Source organism: Maribacter vaceletii, assembly GCF_003634105.1.
Taxonomy (GTDB): domain Bacteria; phylum Bacteroidota; class Bacteroidia; order Flavobacteriales; family Flavobacteriaceae; genus Maribacter_B; species Maribacter_B vaceletii.
This window is the reverse complement of record NZ_RBIQ01000007.1, coordinates 1102861-1120157: the sequence shown is the minus strand read 5'-3', so window position 1 is coordinate 1120157 and position 17297 is coordinate 1102861. Positions and strand designations below refer to the sequence as shown.

Genomic DNA, 17297 nt, shown 5'->3' with positions numbered 1-17297 from the left:
TATTTCAATAAAAACAGTCCCCTTATCTGCCCCCTAATAAAAAACAAACCCTTCTAAATCAATGACTTAGAAGGGTTTTCTGTGGTCCCACATGGGCTCGAACCATGGACCCCCTGATTATGAGTCAGGTGCTCTAACCAGCTGAGCTATAGGACCCGCAAAATGCGGTTGCAATATTACTACTTATTTTATTATGGTGCAAGGAAAATTGGTGCTTCTATACTATTTCTTGGCACAATTCTATTAATACACCATTTGTTGTTTTAGGATGTACAAAGGCAACTAGTTTATTATCAGCTCCTTTTTTAGGGATTTCATTTATAATAGTAAAGCCTTCTTCCTTTAAACGAGCTATTTCTGCAACAATATCTTCTACCTCAAAAGCTATATGGTGTATACCTTCCCCTTTTTTTGCTAAAAATTTTGCTATAGGGCTATCTTCCTTTGTTGCCTCTAACAATTCAATCTTATTAGGACCCGTCATAAAAAAAGAAGTTTTAACTCCCTCAGATGCCACTTCTTCTTCCTTATAACAAGGAGTTCCCAATAGTTTTTCAAACAATGAATTAGAAGTTTCTATACTATTTACAGCAATACCAATATGTTCTATTTTCTTCAAAACGCTACTTATTTTAGATATGAATATACGTAAAAACTAAATTACTCAATATTCTGCGTACTTTTGTAGTATGGAAACGCAAAGACAGAAAAAAATAGCCGGAGTAATACAAAAAGATATTGTAGATATTTTACAACGTGCCGCAATTGATGGTGGACTTAAAGGCACCTTAATTTCTGTGTCTAAAGTTAACATAACTACAGATTTATCTATTGCCAAAGTATACGTTAGTATTTTTCCTAATAAAGGTGCAAAAGAGCTTTTAGAAGGAATACAGTCTAACCAACCACTTATTAAACATGAGTTATCGCAACGAACTAAAAATCAATTACGTAGAGTTCCTGAGCTATTATTTTATTTAGATGATTCTTTAGATTATATAGAGAAAATAGAAGACTCTCTAAAAGGAGAAGAAAATCCTATTGAGAATAGAGACCTTTTAGACAAAAGAAAAAAATACTAAACATTGGGCTTTCCTCTATACATTGCAAAAAGGTATCTGTTTTCTAAAAGCAGTCAAAATGCAGTGAATATTATAAATTTCATTACTTTTTTTGTTATTGTTGTTGGTTCTGCTGCACTTTTTATTGTTTTATCTGGTTTTGCTGGTCTAAAAGAATTTAGTCTTTCTTATACGAACACTATTGATCCAGATTTAAAAGCCTTACCGCAAACGGGAAAATTCTTTTCTATTACCCCAAAACAAGAAGAGCAACTTTTAGAAATTAAAGGAATAACATCTTTTTCTAAAGAAATAGAAGAGAAAGTTTATTTATCGCACCGACAAAAAAACCATATTGCTTATATAAAAGGGGTAGATTCTAATTACATTAAAGTAACGGGTATTGATAGTACTATACAGTACGGAGATTGGGCTATAAACCTTAAACAAGGTGTTACTGGTATTGGTATTGCTAATTTATTAGGTCTTACGATTAACCAATATAGAAACCCATTAATTATTCTAGCTCCAAAGCCTGGAAAAGGAAATACATCGCAACTAACTCTTAAAACAAAACCATACAATGAGCTTGCATTAATAATGAGTGGTGTATATGTTATTGAAGAAAATATTGACAAAAAGTATGTTTTTGCAGATTTACCATTGGTGCAAGCCTTACTAGAAAAAGAAAATACGCAAGTATCTGGAATAAACTTTAAAGTTTCGGACGGTGCTACTTTACATGAGTTAAAAAAGAAAATAGCAGCTGTTTTACCAGAAACTAGTATTAAAAACAGAAAGGAATTAAACAGTACTCTTTATAGAATGCTAAATACCGAAAACTTAGCTACCTATCTTATTTTTACATTGGTTTTAATTATTGCTCTTTTTAATGTAGTTGGCGCTATAATAATGATGATTCTGGATAAACAACAAAACTCTAAAACTCTTTATAATTTAGGAGCCACCATAAGCGAGTTAAGAGAAATTTACTTTTTACAGGGCGTTTTAGTAACTAGTTTAGGTGGGTTTATTGGTGTTTTATTAGGCTCTTTATTAATTGGTTCGCAGTTAGCTTTTGGTTGGTTAAAAATTACCCCAACCTTATCGTATCCTGTGCAATATAACTTTAGTAACGTACTAATAGTTTTAGCAACAATTATTGTGTTAGGTATAATCGCTTCTTTAGTTGCCAGTAGAAGAATCTCTAAAAAACTTATTACTGCTTAGCGGCTGTTGGCTGTTGGTGAGAAAAAATATCTCAACTTAGATACCTAGACAAATGAGGAAAATTCTAATGAAAAAAGAGAAGAGAGAATAGATTCAAGAACCAAGTTTCATGACTAATTACTTTGTACTTAATACTTAGGTCTAAAAAATACTACCTACGAAACTGATAATTTCCAAACTTTTCTAAAACCTCATCAAATGCAGCAAAGACATCTTTAGAATCATCACTAGTAACCATTTTCATTCTATACTCTTTAAAGTCTGGAATGCCTTTAAAGTAATTAGTATAGTGTCTTCTAGTTTCAAAAACACCTAATTTTTCGCCCTTCCAATCTATCGACATTTGTAAATGCCTACGTGCAGCTGTAACACGCTCTTCCATAGTAGGTGGTTCTAAATGTGTTCCTGTATTTATAAAGTGTTTTACTTCTTTAAAAAACCAAGGATACCCAATACTTGCACGCCCAATCATGGCGCCATCTAAACCATATTCATCGCGCATTTTAACAGCGGCTTCTGGTGTATTTACATCGCCATTACCAAAAACCGGAATATGCATTCTTTGGTTATTTTTTACAGCAGCAATAGGTTTCCAATCCGCATCTCCTTTATACAACTGTGCTCTAGTTCTACCATGTATAGCTATAGCTTTACAGCCAACATCTTGTATGCGCTCTGCTACCTCAACAATTTTAATAGAGGAATCGTCCCACCCTAATCTTGTTTTTACCGTAATGGGTAATTTGGTGTGTTCTACCATTGCTTTGGTTAAAGACACCATTAAATCTATATCCTTTAATATTCCTGCACCAGCTCCTTTACTAACCACTTTTTTTACAGGACAACCAAAATTAATATCTATAATATCTGGGTTAGATTTTTCTACAATCTCTACAGAGCGTAGCATAGAATCTAAATTAGCACCAAATATTTGAATTCCTACAGGGCGTTCTTTCTCATAAATGTCTAACTTCATTACACTTTTTGCAGCATCGCGAATTAATCCTTCCGAAGAAATAAACTCGGTATACACCACATCTGCTCCTTGTTCTTTACACAAAGCTCTAAAAGGTGGATCACTCACATCTTCCATAGGTGCAAGTAATAGAGGGAAATCTGGTAATTGTATGTCTCCAATTTTTGGCATGATGCAAATTTACTACTATTCCGGTAGCTGTAAAAACAGAAAATGCTACTATCTTAGTTCTATGTTTTTAAGCTTTTCTATTCCGTATGAACCCATTCTATTTGGAATAGAGATTAATATGCACCTAATCTTAGAGTATTTAGCTTTTATTATTGGCTTTCAATACTACCGATTTCTTAGGAAAAGAGGTTCCGATTTAATATCCTCTACAAACCGACTGTCTATAATTATTGGTGCCATTTTTGGAGCTTTATTTTTGTCAAGATTTATTGCTTTTTTAGAAAATCCAGTACTTCATTATAACCAAGGGTGGCTTTCTATTCTAAACAATAAAACTATCATGGGTGGCCTGTTTGGTGGTCTTTTGGGTGTAGAATTGATTAAGAAATACATAGGCGAAAAAAAATCATCTGGAGACCTTTTTACATTACCTATAATTGTAGGGTTAATCATTGGGCGTTTGGGTTGTTTTTTAGCAGGTACTAATGAATTTACCTATGGTATTGTTACTAATAGTTTTCTTGGAATGTATTTGGGTGATGAGTACTTAAGACACCCAATAGCACTATATGAAATAGTATTTCTATTTCTACTTTTTGGTTTTATTAAATACCTTATTAAAAAGAATACACTAGAAAACGGAATGCTTTTTAAAATATTTATGATTAGCTATTTTGTTTTTAGATTTTGCATAGAATATCTAAAACCAAACTCTTTTTTAGTGTTAGGCCTAAGTACCATTCAATATTTATGCATAATTTGTATGTTCTATTACACTAAAACTATAAAAAGCATACTGTCTTTTAAATAACTATTTTATGCCTACAAGAAATTATACCTATTACGATTTTACTCTAAGCCTTTGCCCGGAATGTTTACGAAGAGTAGATGCTAAAATTGTTTTTGAAAATGATAAGGTTTATATGCTTAAAAACTGCAAAGAACACGGTAGTTCCAAAGTTTTAATAGCTGATGATATTGAGTATTATAAAAACATAAGAAACTATAACAAGGCTTCTGAATATCCTAATACGTTTAATACGAAAACCCATTATGGCTGCCCTTATGATTGCGGTCTTTGCCCTGATCATGAGCAACACTCTTGTTTAACAGTAATAGAACTTACAGATAGATGTAATTTAACTTGCCCAACATGTTACGCTTCTTCTTCTCCAAGTTATGGCAGACATAGAACTTTAGAAGAGGTAAAGAAAATGCTCGATGTTATTGTAAAAAATGAAGGGGAGCCAGACGTGGTACAACTTAGCGGAGGGGAGCCAACCATTCACCCTAATTTTTTTGAAATTATGGAGTATGCCAAAAGTTTACCTATACGTCATTTAATGCTTAATACTAATGGAATAAAAATTGCGCAGGATTTTGAATTTGCTAAACGACTAGCTTCCTATATGCCAGATTTTGAAATCTATCTTCAGTTTGATTCCCTTGACAACACCGTTTTGCAAACCTTACGTGGTGCAGATTTGGCCAACACAAGATTAAAGGCCTTAGAGCACCTAAATAAATTAAACCTCTCTACAACCCTTGTTGTTACGTTACAAAAAGGACTTAATGACCATGAAATGGGAGAAACTATTGATTTTGCTTTAAAACAAAAATGTGTGCGTGGGGTTACTTTTCAGCCCACGCAAATAGCTGGTAGATTAGATAATTTTGAAGTAGATGAAAATAGAATAACCTTAACCGAAGTTCGAAGAAAAATTTTAGAGCAATCTCCTATTTTCGAACCCGATGATTTAATACCTGTACCCTGTAACCCCGATGCTTTGGTAATGGCATATGCTTTGAAGGTTGGTAATGAGGTAAGCCCTTTAACGCGCTATGTTAACCCAGATGATTTATTAAACGAAGGTAAAAATACTATTATATATGAGCAAGACCCAGAATTGCACGGTAAAATGATTGAACTTTTTAGCACAGGAAACTCTGTGGATAAGGCTTCCGAAAATTTAAAATCTATAATGTGTTGTTTGCCAGAAATTGATGCGCCAGAATTGGGCTATGACAATCTTTTTAGAATTATTATTATGCAATTTATTGATGCCCATAATTTTGATGTTAGAGCTATTAAAAAGTCTTGTGTTCATATTGTTAATAAAGACTATAAAATTATTCCGTTTGAAACTATGAACCTCTTTTATAGAGATGAAAAATTAACGCGCTTAAAAGAACTACAAAACGAAATATTATGAATATAATTGTACCCTTAGAAGTTGGTAATTTAGACGGATTAGCAACCTTACTTTTTGCAATAATGTTTGGACCATCAATATTATTTATAATTGTTGGGGTTATTCTTAGGGCTAATCAAAAAACAAAGGCAGGAAAAACGTTTTTTATTTTAGCAGGGGTTTACTTATTAATAAGTCTAGGGGTATGCGGAGGAATAATGAGTAGGAGCTAAATTTATAATCTTGATCGCTCTTTTACGCGCTTCGATTTTTTATTACTTTTAATTTTTTCATTACCAAACTTATATCTAAAAGAAAATTTAAAAAGCCTGTTTTCTCTTCTTGTAGAGGTGGAGTTATTTTGGTCTGCATATATTCTTGAGCCAAAATAATTACTTTGTCTAAAAATGTCTGAAACACCTAAGGAAATGCTTGCTTTTTTATTCCATAGTGTTTTTCGTAAATCTATATCTAGACTATTAATAGATGAATATCTATTATTACCAGAAAATGATGGGGAATAATACCTAAAATTAACGTCGGCCATTAAGCTTTTATCTGCTAAAAGGGTAAAGCTATTTCTAAACCTTGTAATATAATACCACAAACTATTTTCTATTACATCATTAGAACCAAAATCTAGAAATTCATTTTCTTTATTTATTACAGAAAACAATACATAAGTATCCCAATAAGAAGTAATGTTTTTATTAAAAGATAAATCTATTCCATAAGAAATATTACTATTAATATTATAACTTAAATAGCGCAATAAATTAGTGTCATTGTCTTGGAAAACTTGTTCTCTGGATTGATTTTTTTCGTTTCTATAAAAAACCTCAACCGCATATGTTTTATTATAAACATATTCTAAAGCCAAATAGTTTCTTGTTGCAGGTAATAAATCTGGGTTTCCTTCTATTACAGAATTATTATTTTGAAAATATTGAAAAGGGTTAATTCTATTATACCTAGGCCTATTAATTCTCCTATAATAATAAAGTCTTAAATTATTCTTTTTATTAGGTAAATAATTTAATGAAAAGGAAGGGAACAGTTCTAAATAACTTTTTTTGTTTTTAATACCAGTGGTGTTTAATAACCCTATAGTTTCAGTATATTCTGCACGCAAACCGGTATTTAATTTAAAATTGCTCCACTTGGTATTAAAACTAGAATACGCAGCAAAAATATCTTCATCATAATTAAAAGTGCCATCCTCAGTAGGGTTTATTCCTGGTTGGTTTCTATCAAAACCCTCTTGTTTAATGGTATTTTTAGACTCTATTCCTGCATAACGTATACCTGCTTCTATTCCTGCTTTTTTTCCTATTGGAGTTATGTAATCTATTTGCGCATTATATAAGTTTATTTTTTGAAAAGAATCTGTACTAAAATTATTTTCGCTAATTGGTTCTCCAGAAGAGTTAAAAAATTCTGTGTTTAAGTTTTGGTTTATAGTTGTGTCATAAAATGTAAAATGGGAACCAAAAGAAATTTCTTCTCCTTTTTTTCTTAATTTATGTATCCAATCTAAATAATATGAGGTGTTTAATTTATCACGATTGTCAAGTATAAAAGTGTTAAAGCTGGAATTATCGCCTTCTTCTTCTATTCTCGTTTTAGAAGAAATAAACCTGTCTTCTTTTGGTGTTATAGTGTTAAGACTATAAAGGCTTATGTGGTTTTTATCATTTAAATAAAAATCAAAATATAGGCTTATTAAATGCTTGTTTTGTTTGTTAATAGTTTCTTGGTTAGCTGTCCAAATAGAATTCGGGATATCATTCTCAAAAAAATTAGTAATATCTGTAAATTTGGTTGTCTTTTTGTCTTTAGTAAGGGCATAATTTATAGAAAAATCTGTTTTATTTCCCTTAAAATAATGGTCATTACCCAAAGTGTTTTTTGCAAAAACTCCTTGTTTATAGGTCCCGTATATTGCGCCATTATAACCTTCAGATAATTTTTTACGCATTACAATATTAATAAGCATTCCGCCTTCTGCACTATATTTTAATGGCGGATTGGTAATTACCTCTATAGACTCTACATTACTTGCACTGGTTCCAGATAATAAATTAAAAATATCTTCCTTTGGTAAATTAATTTTACGACCATTAATCATTACCCCTATTTTATCTTCTCCTTTAATTTGTATTTTATCGCCAGAAATAAGTACCGACGGTGTTTTCTTAAGAACATCCCAAACATCTGAATCTGTTAAAGCAGTATTAGCTATGTTATAAACCAATCTATCTGCTTGTCTTTCCAATCTAGGTTTTTGTAGTGTAACAATAACCTCATCTAGATTTTGTTCTAATAAATGTATTGTCATTGGATCAACAACCATATTAGAACCAACATTAATCATAACAAAAGAAGAATAATTTCCTATATAACTTGCAGAGATGTAATACGTTCCTTTTTTTAATTTTTCTATTGTAAAACTTCCGTCTTCATTAGTAGAAGTTCCTTTTAAGAGTACAGAATCTAATGATCTTACTACAACAGTAGCATAAGAAATTGGATTCTGAACACCATCAACAATCTTTCCTGAAACAGAAAATTCCTGAGCGGAAACAATAAAAGAAATAAAAAAAAACCATAAAAAGAGTAGGTAATTTTTATTCATATAAGATTTAGCTATGCAGTAAATATATCAAATATATCTAAGAATAAACCTACGATTTATGTGGCTTTGAAAAAACATTAAAATAAAATAAGAAAAAGAGGGTTTTTCCATAATAAATCTTAAACCCAACTTCTATTTTCTATAAAATGCTTATATATCAGTACTTAAATTAAGCTATATTTGCAATTGCTTTTAAATACCGTATACTACGGTAAAAAAGAAATATAATTGCTCATTTTGTTCCTATGAAAAATATTAGAAATTTCTGTATCATTGCTCATATTGATCACGGTAAAAGTACTTTAGCAGATCGGTTGTTAGATTTTACAGGGTCTGTCACTGATCGAGAAAAAAAAGAGCAATTGCTTGATAGCATGGATTTGGAAAGAGAACGTGGTATTACCATTAAAAGTCATGCTATTCAAATGGAGTACACTTATAAAGGAGAAGAATATATTCTTAATTTAATTGATACTCCTGGTCACGTAGATTTTTCATATGAAGTTTCTAGATCTATTGCTGCTTGTGAAGGAGCTCTTTTAGTGGTAGATGCTGCACAAAGTATACAAGCGCAAACCATTTCTAATTTATATTTAGCGTTAGAGAACGATCTGGAAATTATACCGGTACTTAATAAAGTAGATTTGCCAAGTGCTAACCCTGAAGAAGTAACAGATGACATTGTAGATTTATTAGGATGTGATGCTGAAGAAGTTATTCCTGCAAGTGCTAAAACAGGTATTGGCATAGAAGAAATTTTAAATGCAATTATTGATCGTATTCCTGCACCAAAAGGAAATCCTGATGAATCTTTACAAGCATTAGTTTTTGATTCTGTTTACAATCCTTTTAGAGGAGTTGAAACTTACTTTAGAGTTATTAACGGAGAAATTAAAAAAGGACAGAAAATTAAATTTGTAGCTACCAATAAAGATTACTTTGCCGATGAGGTAGGTACTTTAAAACTAGAACAACATCCACAAAAAAGTATTAAGGCTGGTGATGTTGGCTACTTAATTACTGGAATAAAAGATGCCCGTGAGGTAAAAGTAGGAGATACCATTACCGATGCTGCAAACCCTACAAAAAATGCAATTGATGGTTTTGAAGATGTAAAACCAATGGTATTTGCTGGTATTTACCCTGTAGATACGGATGAGTTTGAGGAACTACGTGCTTCTATGGAAAAATTACAGCTTAATGATGCTTCCTTAGTTTTTGCACCAGAAAGTAGTGCCGCTCTTGGTTTTGGTTTTAGATGTGGGTTTTTAGGAATGCTACATATGGAAATTATTCAAGAACGTTTAGAGCGTGAGTTTAATATGACTGTTATTACTACAGTACCAAACGTTAGTTACCATGCATACACACGTAAAGACCCAGAAGAAGCTTTAATTGTAAATAACCCTACAGACTTACCAGACCCTTCTAGTATTGATCGTGTAGAAGAACCATATATTAAAGCTACAATAATTACAAAGTCCGATTTTGTTGGTAATGTAATGTCTCTTTGTATTGAAAAAAGAGGACAAATAACCAACCAAACCTATTTAACAACAGAAAGAGTAGAACTTAATTTTGATATGCCTTTAGCCGAAATTGTTTTTGATTTTTATGACCGTTTAAAAACAGTTTCTAAAGGATACGCTTCTTTTGATTATGCGCCAATTGGTATGCGTACTTCTAAATTAGTCCGAGTAGATATTTTATTAAATGCACAACCAGTAGATGCTTTATCTGCACTTATACACGCGGATAATGCGGTTACTATTGGTAAAAAAATGTGTGAAAAACTAAAAGAGCTTATACCAAGACAACAGTTTGATATTCCTATACAGGCCGCTATTGGAGCAAAAATAATCTCTAGAGAAACCACAAAAGCATTGCGTAAAGATGTTACTGCAAAATGTTATGGAGGCGATATTTCTCGTAAACGTAAACTTTTAGAGAAGCAGAAAAAAGGTAAAAAACGTATGCGACAAGTTGGTAATGTAGAAGTGCCACAAGAAGCGTTTATGGCCGTTTTAAAGCTAAATGATTAATAAGTAAGGTCTTAGTTTCTCTAAGGCCTTTTTTAGTAAACAATAGTTTCCTAAAAGAAGTAATATCTTTCCTAAATTGTATTTAAAAAAAATTACACATACCAATAAAAAATACTAGTTATTCTTCCTACTTTTGTTTTCCAAAATTTCCCCGACAAATGACATTATACATTACACTATATACTGCTAAACACAGTATTATTCAAGTAGAAGAAAACTCTATTTTTACTTGGAGACAAGAAAGCGGAGACATAGATGAATCTATGTTAATCAATAAAATTAAAAGAGAATCTTCTGTTCATTTTTTTGAAATGATAGCTGGAGAAAACTATCCTATTAAAGAAGAAGATATTACCGTTACTATTAATAAAGCCAAGCCTTTTTCTTAGTACTTATAAAGAAAACTGTTTTCCTAAATAAACCAATTTACAGCCCTTTGTTATTTCTTCTTTTTCTTTGCCATAAAAAGATATAATCTCAATAGTATCTTCTAAGTTTTTTATAAAGATAGGCACTATATGTTCGTCTGTTTTTGTTATTTCTATTAGCTTTAAATAGTGTTCAGGGCTTTCTATTTCTATTTCATTTATACTAGGATACTTTCGTGCAGCTTCTGTTAGTTTTATAAAATCATCGGAATGGGAAAAAAGTCCTTCTCTTGGGTTGTTTTCAGCATCATTCATTTCTTCTGTGTTTACAATCCTAAAAGCACCATTCTCTCCAAATTGGTTTTTAAACTTATCTATAGCTATTTTATTAATTTCAGAGTTTCCTGTAAGAGCCATTAAATAACCCATATCATTTAATTCTATATTATCATCTAACGAATCCGAAAAAATATTAGCTTCTATTGCTTCTAAACCAAGCTTTTTTGATTTGTCAATGTTAGATTTATTATTATCTATAAGAACAACATGCCTGTTATTTTTAGCTAAATATTGTCCTATTAATCTAGAAACCTTAGAGGCTCCAATAATTAAAATTCCCTCAGACTTAACCAAAAATACGCCTACCAATTTTGCAAACAGCCTTGCCGTAGTTGCATTAAGCAATACCGTTCCTAATACAATCATAAAAACAAGCGGGGTTATATATTCTGCCCCAGGCTCTCCCCTTGCTATTAATTTAGAGCCAAATAAAGACGCTATACCTGCTGCTACAATACCTCTTGGTCCTACCCAACCAATAAAGAGCTTTTCATTTATTTTTAAATTAGAACCATATGCACTTAAAAAAACAGCAAGAGGCCTAATAATAAAAACTATAATGGCAAAGAGAACAAGGGTTTTCCAGTTTAAAATTAACTCCATGTCCGAAATATTAATATTTGCAGCTAATAGAATAAATAATATAGATATTAAAATAACACTTAAAGACTCTTTAAAATATAACAGCTCTTTTAGGTTAGGTAAATTTGTATTACCTATTACCATTCCCATTACTACAACCGCTAATAGACCAGATTCATGAGCAAATAAATCCGAAGCAACAAAAACTAATAATACTGTGGATAAAGCCACCACATTAAGTAAATAATGTGGAATTAATTTTTTTTTAATTGTAAAAACTAAACCATGCGCAAATGTAAAACCAAAAGTAAAGCCAAATAACAATATTTTACCAAACTCTATTAAAGCTGTTTTTGTAAATGCTTGTCCTTCTCCTACCACTATAAACTCATAAACTAAAACAGCTACTAAAGCTCCAATGGGATCTATTAATATTCCTTCCCACTTAAGAACCGCAGAAATATCTTTTTTTAAAGGAATATTTCTAAGTATTGGGGTAATTACTGTAGGTCCTGTAACAATTATAAGTCCAGAAAAAAGAAAGGAGATTTGCCAACTTAGATTAAAAATATAATGAGCAGCCAAACCTGCTCCAAAAAATGTAACAATAGAGCCAAGGGTAATTAACTTAGTTATTACAGGCCCTACATTTTTAATTTCAGAACTTTTTAAAGTTAAGCCTCCCTCAAAAAGAATAATACTAATAGCCAAAGAAACAAAATAATATAAACCCTCTCCAGGGAAAAGACCTTTTGTACCATTCCAAATAGGTTCTATTAATTTTAAACCATCCTCTGTATATAATGTAGATATTGGACCAACCAATAAACCTATTAAAATTAGTGGCAAAATGGCTGGTAATTTAAGCCGCCATGCAACCCATTGCGCAATTATTCCCAAAATAACAATTCCTGCAAGTTCTACCATTACTTAATTTTTTGGAAATTTACTTTATTTAATTTAAAAAGAAGAATGTGTTTCTATAAGATTTTATGTAATAAATAGACCTTTATCCTATAAACCCAGTAAATGTATTGTTAATAAGCCCATAATACGCTTTTTTCAATTTAATTTCACATTTTAGAAGAAATAAAAGTATTAAAAAATTAAACCTCCTTTTACTTGTTAAAAAACACCCAATAAAACCTCCTAATTCTTAAATTACCTTCTATATTTCTTAATTTGCAAAAATTCAATTTTTTATGAAACTACACCCTATAGAAACTGGTAATTTTAAATTAGATGGTGGTGCAATGTTTGGCGTTGTACCTAAAACCATTTGGCAAAGAACTAATCCTGCAGATGCTAATAATATGATTGATATTGCTGCCAGATGTTTATTAATTGAAGATGGAGAAAAATTAATATTGATTGATACCGGAATGGGTAACAAACAGTCCGATAAATTCTTTAATTACTATTACCAATGGGGAGACCACACTTTAGATAATTCTTTAAAAAAAGCTGGTTTTCATAGAGATGATATTACCGATGTTTTTATGACCCATTTACATTTTGACCATTGCGGTGGAAGTGTACAGTGGAACAATAACCATACTGCTTATGAGCCTGCTTTTAAAAATGCAACTTTTTGGACTAATGAAGAACATTGGAAATGGGCCACCCAACCAAATGTGAGGGAAAAAGCATCTTTCTTAAAAGAAAACCTATTACCAATGCAAGAAAGTGGTCAATTAAAATTTATAGAACGAGGAGAAAGTTCTTTCATAAAAGAATCAGAACTAGGTTTTGGAATACTATTTGTTGATGGTCATACCGAAAAACAAATGCTTCCACACATAAATTATCAAGGAAAAACCCTTGTTTTTACAGCAGATTTAATAGCTACTGTTGGCCACTTACCTGTACCATACGTAATGGGTTATGATACTAGACCACTACTAACTTTAACAGAAAAAGAAGTATTTTTGAAGAATGCAGTAGATAAAGAGTATCTCTTGTTTTTTGAACATGATGCGCATAACCAAATGTGTTCTTTAAAAACTACAGAAAAAGGGGTGAGATTAAAAAACACTTATACTTTTAATGATTATTTTAATTAAGCTAAAACATTTTAAATTATAACAAATAAATTTTATATGACTATTAAAATTTCTAAACCATTTGCAGGATTAGCTTCTGCTCTTTTATTAATGGGTTGCGGTGCAACCAATCTAGTAACCACTCCTGTAGAAAACATAGATAAAACACCACTTAAAATAGCAGATCTTACTGAAAAAGAAAAACAAAATTGGGGGCATTTAGATTTAGTTACAGATACTATTCCTGGAATGAGTGTAGATAAAGCCTATAAAGAGCTTATTCATAACAAAAAAGGAAAAAAAGTTATTGTAGCTGTTTTAGATTCTGGAATGGACTTAAAACATGAGGATTTAGATGGCGTGCTTTGGACAAACACCAAAGAAAAAGCAGGTAATGGAAAAGATGATGATAACAATGGGTATGTAGATGATATACATGGATATAATTTCTTAGGAGAATCTTATAATGAGCAATTAGAATTTGCTCGTATGTTACGATTAAATATAGGAACACCAGAAATGCTTGCAAAAGCACAAGCAGAAATAGATAAAAAATACCCAGAAGCATTACAAAATAAGCAGCAATACGAACAAATTTTACAACAAGTAAAAGGGTCAGACGCCGCTGTAAAAAAACTTTTAGGAAAAGATTCTTATACCAAAAAAGATTTAGTAGGTATAAAAACAGAAGATCAGGCTATGCAGCAAAATGTTGCTGTTTTAATGCAAATGTTAAACTATGCAGATACTATCCCAGAAGTTATAGAAGAACTTAATGGCGGAATTACACATTTTACAGAAAGCGCCAATTATAATCTAAATAAAGACTTTAATGGCCGTAAAGATGTTGGCGATAATCCTTATGATTTAAAAGACCTGGGTTATGGCAATGGAAATCCTCAAAATAGAGTAGACGATGAAAGTCACGGTACACACGTAGCGGGTATTATTGGAGCAGAGCGTAACAATGGTAAAGGAGCTAATGGTGTAGCAAATAATGTTGCAATTATGAGCATAAGAGCCGTACCTAATGGCGATGAATACGATAAAGATATTGCATTAGGAATACGTTATGCAGTAGATAATGGCGCAAAAATTATTAACTGTAGCTTTGGAAAATCATTTTCACCAAAAGCAGAATGGGTATATGAAGCAATTAAATATGCTGCTTCTAAAAATGTTTTAATTGTTCATGCCGCAGGAAATGATGGTCATAATATAGATGATTCCAACAATCCAAATTTCCCTAATGACCATAATAACTATTCTGGTTCAGAAATAGCCAATAATGTAATTACTGTTGGTGCTTTAGCAGAAAAATATGGTTCAGAAATGGTGGCCCCTTTTTCTAACTATGGTGTACAAAATGTAGATGTATTTGCCCCTGGCGCTGCAATATATTCTACCGTTCCTGGTAACAAATATAAATCTATGGGAGGAACTTCTATGGCTGCTCCTGCTGTAGCAGGTGTTGCGGCACTTATTATGTCGCAATATCCAACATTAAAAGCTACGCAAGTAAAACAAATAATTATGCAGTCTGGTTTAGCGCCACATGCTAAAGTTATACTTGGCGGAGATAATGCAAACAGTAGTACTTTAGATAAAGTTTCTAAATCTGGGAAAATAGTAAATGCATATAACGCATTACTAATGGCAAAGAATGTTTCTACAGGAAAAACACAGTTATAAATTCATAATACACGCCTTAACTCCTTAAATTATAAGGTTGTTAAGGCATTTTTTTTAAGACTAAAAAAAATAAAAACAATGAAACATATTCTCCCTTTTTGTGCGCTACTAGTACTTGGTATTACAAGTTCTCTTTTTGCGCAAAACAATACAAGCTATTGGCAACAACATGTAGATTATACTATGGATGTTTCTGTAGATGTAAAAACATACCAGTTTTCTGGTACACAATCCTTAGTTTATACCAATAACTCCCCAGACGAAATTTCTAAAGTTTACTATCACTTATATTTTAATGCTTTTCAACCAGGAAGTGAAATGGATGCAAGGCTGCAAAGTATTAAAGATCCTGACGGAAGAATGGTAACCGAAGAAAAAACGAGTAGAATTGCTCCTTTATCAGAATCTGAAATAGGTTTTTTACATGCCACTTCTTTAAAACAAGACGGGAAAAAAGTTACTTTTTCTGAAGCGGGTACCGTTTTAGAAGTACAATTAGCAAAACCTATTGCTTCTGGAGAAAAAACCACTTTAGAAATGGTTTTTAAAGGGCAGGTTCCTTTACAAATTAGACGTTCTGGGCGTAATAGTAAAGATGGTATTGCTCTTTCTATGAGCCAATGGTATCCTAAACTAGCAGAGTACGATTTTGAAGGCTGGCACGCTGACCCATACATAGCAAGAGAATTTCAAGGAGTTTGGGGTAATTTTGATGTAAAACTTACCCTAGATAAAAATTATACGGTAGGAGGTACAGGATATTTACAAAACCCTAACCAAATTGGTCATGGGTATGAAACTCCTGGTACTAAGGTAAAAAAACAAAAAGGCAAAACACTAACATGGCATTTTATAGCTCCTAAAGTGCATGATTTTATGTGGGCAGCTGATCCTGATTATATTCATGACACTTTACAGGTAGAAAATGGTCCAATGTTACATTTTTTATACCAGGACAATGATACAGAAACAGCTGAAAACTGGAAAAAAGTACAGCCTAAAGCTGCTGAAATGATGCAATATTTTAGCAAACATATTGGCAAATATCCTTATGACCAATATTCTATTATTCAAGGCGGCGATGGTGGTATGGAATATGCTATGAGCACCCTAATTGCTGGTGGAAAAAAGTTTGGGAGTCTTGCTGGTACTACTGCTCATGAAATGGCACATGCATGGTTTCAACATATTCTTGCCTCTAACGAAGCTAAACACGCATGGATGGACGAAGGTTTTACAACCTACATATCAACCCTGTGTATGAACGATGTTGTTGGACCAAAAAAAGAAAACCCATTAGAAAGGTCTTATAAAGGATACTACTATCTAGTTAAATCTGGTTTAGAGCAACCACAAACAACCCATGCAGACCGTTATGATTCTAATATGCCGTATAGTATTGCTGCTTATAGTAAAGGTTCTATATTTTTAGCACAATTAGGATATATAATCGGAGAAGAAAAACTACAAGAAACTATAAAAAAATATTATTCCGATTTTAAATTTAAACACCCTTTGCCAAATGATATAAAGCGTACCGCAGAAAAGGTAACAGGTTTAGAGTTAGATTGGTATTTAACAGATTGGACCCAAACCACCAACACTATAGATTACGGAGTTAAAAAAGTAATAGAAGAAGGAGAAAATACAAAAGTTACACTAGAGCGTATTGGTCTAATGCCAATGCCTCAAGAAGTTCTAGTGACTTATAAAGATGGTACAAAAGAAACTTTTTATACCGCATTACGAATGATGCGTGGTGAAAAAAATAAAATTAATGCAACTATTTTAACAGATTGGCCCTGGGCTTTTTCTACCTATGATTTTGTGATAGAAAAACCAATACACACCATACAATCTATTGTTTTAGATAGTTCCCAATTAATGGCAGATGTAGACCGCTCTAATAATGTTTGGAATACAAGTAATTAAAAAATTATAATATTGATAAGACCTACTAAATATAA

14 protein-coding genes and 1 tRNA gene are annotated in these 17297 nt (G+C 31.9%); 10 read left to right on the top strand and 5 right to left on the bottom strand.

Going from position 1 to position 17297, the window contains the following annotated elements; all coding sequences use genetic code 11:
- Positions 1 to 82: 82 nt before the first annotated feature.
- A tRNA-Ile gene (locus CLV91_RS04545) sits at positions 83 to 156 on the bottom strand.
- 61 nt (positions 157 to 217) lie between these two features.
- Complete coding sequence (gene mce, locus CLV91_RS04540; RefSeq protein ID WP_121064405.1) at positions 218 to 619, bottom strand: methylmalonyl-CoA epimerase; 402 nt, start codon at positions 617 to 619, stop codon at positions 218 to 220.
- 70 nt (positions 620 to 689) lie between these two features.
- Here mce and rbfA point away from each other — a divergent pair, with 70 nt between their 5' ends.
- Entirely contained in the window at positions 690 to 1082 is a 393-nt protein-coding gene (rbfA, locus tag CLV91_RS04535) for a 30S ribosome-binding factor RbfA (RefSeq protein ID WP_121064403.1), read from the top strand.
- 3 nt (positions 1083 to 1085) lie between these two features.
- The gene (locus CLV91_RS04530; protein WP_121064401.1) at positions 1086 to 2291 is read left to right on the top strand and encodes an ABC transporter permease; all 1206 of its coding nucleotides are present in this window, start codon (positions 1086 to 1088) and stop codon (positions 2289 to 2291) included.
- Positions 2292 to 2442: 151 nt separating this feature from the next.
- Here the strand turns inward: CLV91_RS04530 and dusB are convergent, their stop codons facing one another.
- Positions 2443 to 3438, bottom strand: a complete 996-nt coding sequence (dusB, locus tag CLV91_RS04525; RefSeq protein WP_121064399.1) for a tRNA dihydrouridine synthase DusB — start codon at positions 3436 to 3438, stop codon at positions 2443 to 2445.
- Here dusB and CLV91_RS04520 point away from each other — a divergent pair.
- Genes CLV91_RS04520 through CLV91_RS04510 form a run of 3 tightly spaced genes read left to right on the top strand, consistent with a single transcriptional unit; the run spans position 3419 to position 5863 of the window.
- Positions 3419 to 4249, top strand: coding sequence for a prolipoprotein diacylglyceryl transferase (locus CLV91_RS04520; protein WP_245987139.1), 831 nt, complete (start codon positions 3419 to 3421; stop codon positions 4247 to 4249). The two genes, dusB and CLV91_RS04520, sit on opposite strands and share 20 nt — an antisense overlap.
- 7 nt (positions 4250 to 4256) lie before the next feature.
- On the top strand, positions 4257 to 5651 hold the full coding sequence (locus CLV91_RS04515; RefSeq protein ID WP_121064397.1) for a radical SAM protein: 1395 nt from the start codon (positions 4257 to 4259) through the stop codon (positions 5649 to 5651).
- The gene (locus tag CLV91_RS04510; RefSeq protein ID WP_121064395.1) at positions 5648 to 5863 is read left to right on the top strand and encodes a hypothetical protein; all 216 of its coding nucleotides are present in this window, start codon (positions 5648 to 5650) and stop codon (positions 5861 to 5863) included. Before CLV91_RS04515 ends, CLV91_RS04510 begins: the two co-directional genes overlap by 4 nt.
- A gap of 2 nt (positions 5864 to 5865) precedes the next feature.
- Here the strand turns inward: CLV91_RS04510 and CLV91_RS04505 are convergent, their stop codons facing one another.
- A complete protein-coding gene (locus CLV91_RS04505) occupies positions 5866 to 8265 on the bottom strand; it encodes a TonB-dependent receptor (RefSeq protein ID WP_121064393.1) in 2400 nt (799 codons plus the stop codon).
- A 245-nt stretch (positions 8266 to 8510) separates the two neighbouring features.
- Here CLV91_RS04505 and lepA point away from each other — a divergent pair, with 245 nt between their 5' ends.
- On the top strand, positions 8511 to 10307 hold the full coding sequence (gene lepA, locus CLV91_RS04500; RefSeq protein WP_121064391.1) for a translation elongation factor 4: 1797 nt from the start codon (positions 8511 to 8513) through the stop codon (positions 10305 to 10307).
- 158 nt (positions 10308 to 10465) lie between these two features.
- Positions 10466 to 10696 (top strand): GTP-binding protein LepA, encoded by a 231-nt coding sequence (locus tag CLV91_RS04495; RefSeq protein WP_121064389.1) that lies wholly within the window; start codon positions 10466 to 10468, stop codon positions 10694 to 10696.
- 3 nt (positions 10697 to 10699) lie between these two features.
- Here CLV91_RS04495 and CLV91_RS04490 read toward each other — a convergent pair whose 3' ends face one another.
- Positions 10700 to 12523 (bottom strand): cation:proton antiporter, encoded by a 1824-nt coding sequence (locus CLV91_RS04490; RefSeq protein ID WP_121064387.1) that lies wholly within the window; start codon positions 12521 to 12523, stop codon positions 10700 to 10702.
- 275 nt (positions 12524 to 12798) lie between these two features.
- On the opposite strand from CLV91_RS04490, the gene CLV91_RS04485 reads away from it, so the two are divergent.
- The 3 genes from CLV91_RS04485 (at position 12799) to CLV91_RS04475 (ending at position 17262) form a co-directional block, all read left to right on the top strand.
- Positions 12799 to 13659: an MBL fold metallo-hydrolase gene (locus CLV91_RS04485; RefSeq protein WP_121064385.1), complete on the top strand. Its 861-nt coding sequence runs from the start codon at positions 12799 to 12801 to the stop codon at positions 13657 to 13659.
- Positions 13660 to 13695: 36 nt separating this feature from the next.
- Positions 13696 to 15330 (top strand): S8 family peptidase, encoded by a 1635-nt coding sequence (locus tag CLV91_RS04480; RefSeq protein WP_121064383.1) that lies wholly within the window; start codon positions 13696 to 13698, stop codon positions 15328 to 15330.
- A 78-nt stretch (positions 15331 to 15408) separates the two neighbouring features.
- Positions 15409 to 17262: a M1 family metallopeptidase gene (locus CLV91_RS04475; protein WP_121064381.1), complete on the top strand. Its 1854-nt coding sequence runs from the start codon at positions 15409 to 15411 to the stop codon at positions 17260 to 17262.
- Positions 17263 to 17297 lie beyond the last annotated feature (35 nt).

What these genes read in the sequence shown, in the direction of transcription:
- rbfA (WP_121064403.1), top strand. Translation starts at nt 690, where the DNA reads ATGGAAACGCAAAGACAGAAAAAAATAGCCGGAGTAATACAAAAAGAT.
- CLV91_RS04520 (WP_245987139.1), top strand. Translation starts at nt 3,419, where the DNA reads ATGTCTCCAATTTTTGGCATGATGCAAATTTACTACTATTCCGGTAGC.
- dusB (WP_121064399.1), bottom strand. Translation starts at nt 3,438, where the DNA reads ATGCCAAAAATTGGAGACATACAATTACCAGATTTCCCTCTATTACTT.
- CLV91_RS04515 (WP_121064397.1), top strand. Translation starts at nt 4,257, where the DNA reads ATGCCTACAAGAAATTATACCTATTACGATTTTACTCTAAGCCTTTGC.
- CLV91_RS04510 (WP_121064395.1), top strand. Translation starts at nt 5,648, where the DNA reads ATGAATATAATTGTACCCTTAGAAGTTGGTAATTTAGACGGATTAGCA.
- CLV91_RS04505 (WP_121064393.1), bottom strand. Translation starts at nt 8,265, where the DNA reads ATGAATAAAAATTACCTACTCTTTTTATGGTTTTTTTTTATTTCTTTT.
- lepA (WP_121064391.1), top strand. Translation starts at nt 8,511, where the DNA reads ATGAAAAATATTAGAAATTTCTGTATCATTGCTCATATTGATCACGGT.
- CLV91_RS04495 (WP_121064389.1), top strand. Translation starts at nt 10,466, where the DNA reads ATGACATTATACATTACACTATATACTGCTAAACACAGTATTATTCAA.
- CLV91_RS04490 (WP_121064387.1), bottom strand. Translation starts at nt 12,523, where the DNA reads ATGGTAGAACTTGCAGGAATTGTTATTTTGGGAATAATTGCGCAATGG.
- CLV91_RS04485 (WP_121064385.1), top strand. Translation starts at nt 12,799, where the DNA reads ATGAAACTACACCCTATAGAAACTGGTAATTTTAAATTAGATGGTGGT.
- CLV91_RS04480 (WP_121064383.1), top strand. Translation starts at nt 13,696, where the DNA reads ATGACTATTAAAATTTCTAAACCATTTGCAGGATTAGCTTCTGCTCTT.
- CLV91_RS04475 (WP_121064381.1), top strand. Translation starts at nt 15,409, where the DNA reads ATGAAACATATTCTCCCTTTTTGTGCGCTACTAGTACTTGGTATTACA.